The sequence below is a fragment of the Ruegeria sp. BHSB196 genome (assembly GCF_059613135.1).
This window is the reverse complement of sequence record NZ_JBXWRY010000072.1, coordinates 1-4,378: the sequence shown is the minus strand read 5'-3', so window position 1 is coordinate 4,378 and position 4,378 is coordinate 1. Positions and strand designations below refer to the sequence as shown.

At 64.9% G+C, this 4,378-nt stretch carries 6 protein-coding genes; all 6 read right to left on the bottom strand.

From position 1 onward, the window contains the following. Positions 1-353 (bottom strand): FAD-binding oxidoreductase (locus AC2FNJ_RS19900; protein ID WP_496766767.1); only part of this gene is annotated, 353 nt, incomplete at its 3' end. Positions 354-363: 10 nt separating this feature from the next. Further along, the gene (gene paaD / locus AC2FNJ_RS19895) at positions 364-825 is read right to left on the bottom strand and encodes a 1,2-phenylacetyl-CoA epoxidase subunit PaaD (RefSeq protein WP_496766766.1); all 462 of its coding nucleotides are present in this window, start codon (positions 823-825) and stop codon (positions 364-366) included. A 6-nt stretch (positions 826-831) separates the two neighbouring features. Next, on the bottom strand, positions 832-1,593 hold the full coding sequence (gene paaC, locus AC2FNJ_RS19890) for a 1,2-phenylacetyl-CoA epoxidase subunit PaaC (RefSeq protein ID WP_496766765.1): 762 nt from the start codon (positions 1,591-1,593) through the stop codon (positions 832-834). After that, entirely contained in the window at positions 1,593-1,877 is a 285-nt protein-coding gene (gene paaB / locus AC2FNJ_RS19885) for a 1,2-phenylacetyl-CoA epoxidase subunit PaaB (RefSeq protein WP_496766764.1), read from the bottom strand. Before paaB ends, paaC begins: the two co-directional genes overlap by 1 nt. 82 nt (positions 1,878-1,959) lie before the next feature. Further along, positions 1,960-2,952, bottom strand: a complete 993-nt coding sequence (paaA, locus tag AC2FNJ_RS19880; protein ID WP_496766762.1) for a 1,2-phenylacetyl-CoA epoxidase subunit PaaA — start codon at positions 2,950-2,952, stop codon at positions 1,960-1,962. A 15-nt stretch (positions 2,953-2,967) separates the two neighbouring features. Continuing rightward, complete coding sequence (gene pcaF / locus AC2FNJ_RS19875; RefSeq protein WP_496766760.1) at positions 2,968-4,170, bottom strand: 3-oxoadipyl-CoA thiolase; 1,203 nt, start codon at positions 4,168-4,170, stop codon at positions 2,968-2,970. Positions 4,171-4,378: the final 208 nt, after the last annotated feature.

Here is a 4,378-nt window from a genome sequence, read left to right as displayed (position 1 = left end):
AATCCGAGATAGTGTCTTTGGGCATTCGGGTCGAGCGCGGTGTGGAAGCTGCCCATGGGCGGCATCGCCTGCAGGGTGTCGCCAACCTTCAGTTCGTCATTGGCCCAGGTCGAAAAGGCGCCGCCTTCGACCCGCTTGATGCCCACCTGCAGAACGCCGTCATCCTTGCCCGCGCAGATCGAGTAGGACCGGCGCAGTTCCTCGCCGTCGAAATCCCGGCGGAAGGTCAGGTACTGGCCCTGGATGAAGTCGAACTCCGCTGCCGCGCCGTTGGCGGGCTTGAGTGTCACCACGACCGCGGCGCGGATGGTCTTGTGGATGTCGGTGACTTCCAGATCGTGAAAGCGTGCCATCCGGTCCTCCTCAGATGCACTTGAAATAGTCGAAAGGTTCCAGGCAGTCGGTGCAGCGCCAATGCGCCTTGCACGGGGTCGAGCCGAACTGGCTGACCTTCTCCACCGCCTTGCTGCCGCAGCGCGGGCAGCGTTCGGGGCCGCCGGCCGGTTGGGGCGGCGCGATGCCGAACTCCTCAAGCTTCGCGCGGCCCTTGTCGCTGAGCCAATCCGTCGTCCAGGCCGGAGAGATGCGGGTTTCCAGCCTGATCTTCTCGATACCGTGGTCGCGCAGGGCGGTTTCGATGTCCATCGCAATGACCGAGGTCGCCGGACAGCCCGAATAGGTGGGCGTCACCGCAACGGTCAGCGTGTCGCCCTCCCAGGCCACATCGCGCACGATGCCCAGATCGACGACCGAGATCACGGGGATCTCGGGGTCGGGCACGGCGTCGAGCCACGCCCATATCTGTTCGACCGAAGCCCGCGTCATCGTCACCTACCAGGTTGCGCCGGGATAGGCGCGTTGCAACCACTGCATCTGCGTCAGCAGATGCCCCAGATGCTCGGTATGCATCCGGCCGTCGCGCCCGCCCTTGTGGGCGAACCGGCTGTCGGGAATGGCGAGCGTCGCTTCGCCCAGAACCCGTCCGATCAGCGCATCGTATTCCTCGCGCAGGCCGGCGGGGTCCGGCGCGATTCCGGCGGCGACCATTTCGGCATCCACCTCGTCACTGGCGAACATCTCGCCCACGTAGGGCCAGAGATAATCCAGCGCCTCCTGCATCCGGGCATGGCTTTCCTCGGTGCCGTCACCCAGGCCCACCACAGTGTCGCCGGAGCGTTCCAGGTGATAGGCCACTTCCTTGCTGGCCTTGGCGGCGATCGCCGCGACACGCTCGTCCGACGACTTCATCAGCCGTCCCAGCATGATCGAGTGCCAGGCGTCGAACAGTAACTGGCGCATCAGGGTGCGCCCGAAATCGCCGTTGGGCACCTCGACCAGCAGCACGTTGCGGAAATCCCAGGCGTCGCGCAGAAAGGCCAGATCGTCGGCGCTCTTGCCTTCGCCCTGAACCTCGCCGGCCAGGCCCAGCCACATTTGCGTCTGCCCGATCAGGTCCAGCGCGGTATTGGCCAGCGCGATGTCCTCTTCCAGCACCGGCGCGTGGCCGCACCACTCGCTGACCCGGTGGCCGAGGATCAGGGTGTTGTCCCCCATCCTGAGCAGGAATTGCAGAAAGGCTTCGTCGCGGGTCATCACATCGCCCCCACTTCTTCGGGGATGTCGAAAAAGGTCGGGTGCCGATAGACCTTGGACTCCGACGGCTCGAACAGCGGGCCCTTGTCGCTGGGCGAACTGGCGGTGATGTGTTTCGCCTCGACCACCCAGATCGACACCCCCTCGTTTCGGCGGGTATAGACATCACGGGCGTTCTTGATCGCCATCTCGGCGTCCGGGGCATGCAACGAACCGACATGGCGGTGGCTCATGCCGTGCTGACCGCGGATGAAGATTTCCCAAAGAGGCCATTCGTTTTTCATCAGTCATTCTCCTCCTGACTGGGCGCGGGGCGTCGTGCCGGCGGCAAAAGCCGGACGCCGCGCGCAGCAATTCCTGCCTGTCCTACTCCGCAGCGACCTTGGCCGCGGCTTTCTTGCGTGCGTGGGCCAGCAGCCCGTCGCGCACCCATTTGCCGTCGTCCCAGGCCTTGTTGCGGGCGGCGAGGCGGTCGGTGTTGCAGGGGCCGTTGCCCTTGATCACGTCGAAGAATTCGGACCAATCCGGCTCGGTGAAATCGTAGTGCCCGCGCTCTTCGTTCCATTTCAGGTCCGGGTCGGGAATGGTCAGGCCGAGATATTCCGCCTGCGGCACGGTCTGGTCCACGAATTTCTGGCGCAGCTCGTCATTGGTGTTGATCTTGATCTTCCACGCCATCGACTGGGCCGAATGCACCGAGTCCTTGTCGGACGGGCCGAACATCATCAGCGACGGGTACCAGAACCGGTTCAGCGCATCCTGCGCCATCTTGCGCTGTTCGGGCGTGCCCTCGGCCATCTTCCGGATCGCGTCATAGCCCTGGCGCTGGTGAAAGCTTTCTTCCTTGCAGATGCGGATCATCGCGCGCGAATACGGCCCGTACGAGGTGCGCTGCAGCGGCACCTGGTTCATGATCGCCGCCCCGTCGACCAGCCAGCCCACTGCGCCGATATCGGCCCAGTTCAGCGTGGGATAGTTGAAGATGGACGAGTACTTCATGCGCCCGTCCAGCAGCATCTCGGTGATTTCATCGCGCGAAACGCCCAGCGTTTCGGCGGCGCAGTACAGGTAGAGGCCATGCCCGGCCTCGTCCTGCACCTTGGCCAGCAGGATCGCCTTGCGCTCCAGCGTGGGGGCGCGGGTGATCCAGTTGCCCTCGGGCAGCTGGCCGACGATTTCCGAATGCGCGTGCTGGCCGATCTGGCGGATCAGCGTGGCGCGATAGTCGTCGGGCATCCAGTCCTTGGGCTCGATCTTGATATCGGCGTCGATCTTGTCCTGAAAGGCGCGTTCCTGCTCGGTCATTTCCTCGCGGGATTTGACGCCTGTTCCTGCCGTCTTGATCATCTGAGCGTACATGTCGGGTCTCCTCCCTTACACGCGTTCCAGGATCAGGGCCGCGCCCTGACCAACTCCGACGCACATGGTGCACAGGGCATAGCGCCCACCCGTGCGTCTCAACTGATAGGCGGCGGTCATCACCAGCCGCGCGCCGGACATGCCCAGCGGATGGCCGATCGCGATGGCGCCCCCGTTGGGATTGACATGGGGTGCATCGTCGGCGACGCCAAGCTCGCGCAGCGTGGCGAGGCCCTGCGATGCGAAGGCTTCGTTCAATTCTATCACATCCATCTGATCGATGCTCAGCCCCGCGCGGGCCAGCACCTTGCGGGTGGCCGGAACCGGGCCGATCCCCATGACGCGGGGCTCGACCCCGGCGACCGACATGCCCACGACGCGGGCGATCGGGGTCAGGCCGTTCTTCTGCGCCGCCGCCTCGTTGGCCAGCAGGATGGCCGCGGCGCCGTCATTGACGCCCGAGGCATTGCCCGCCGTCACCGTCTTGTCCGGCCCGTTGACCCCTTTCAGGCCCGCCAGTTTCTCGGCCGTCGTGCCGGGGCGGGGATGTTCGTCGGTATCCACCACCGACGGTTCGCCCTTGCGCTGCGGGATAGTGACGGGGGTGATCTCGTCGGCGAAGACCCCCGCCTGATGCGCCGCGGCCCAGCGGGCCTGACTGCGCGCGGCAAAGGCATCCTGATCGGCGCGGCTGATGTCATAGTCCTCGGCCACGTTGTCGGCGGTCTGCGGCATCGAGTCGGTGCCGTACATCTCGTGCATCTTCTTGTTCACGAAGCGCCAGCCGATTGTGGTGTCATAGACCGCGTTGGCGCGGGAAAAAGCGCTGGTGGCCTTGGGCATCACGAAGGGCGCGCGGGACATGCTTTCGACGCCGCCGGCGATGGCCATGTCATAGTCGCCCGCCTTGATGGCCCGCGCGGCCATGCCGACCGCGTCCATGCCGCTGGCGCACAGGCGGTTGATCGTGGTGCCCGGAACCTCGACCGGGAAACCGGCCAGCAGCGCGGCCATGCGGGCCACGTTCCGGTTGCTTTCCCCGGCCTGGTTGGCGTCGCCCAGGATCACGTCATCCAGGCTCGCCCAATCCACCTGCGGGTTGCGCTCCTTCAGCGCGGCCAGCGGGATCGCGGCCAGATCGTCGGTGCGAACCTGGGACAAGGCGCCGCCGTAGCGTCCGATCGGGGTGCGCTGCGCGTCGCAGATGAAAGCGTCCATGCGTCAGAACTCCAGTCTTGCGTAGGTGCCATTAAGTGACCGCTTGGTCGGGTAATACGCCTTGATGCGATTCGCGGCAAGCAAAATGTAACGTATTTTCCAAGAAACCCAGAATTTCGTAACATATCGAGATGGCCGAAACCGCCCGGCCGTACGCGGAACCGCAACTTTTCAAGGGTTGCTTGGTCAGAGTTGCCCGGCTTCGCCC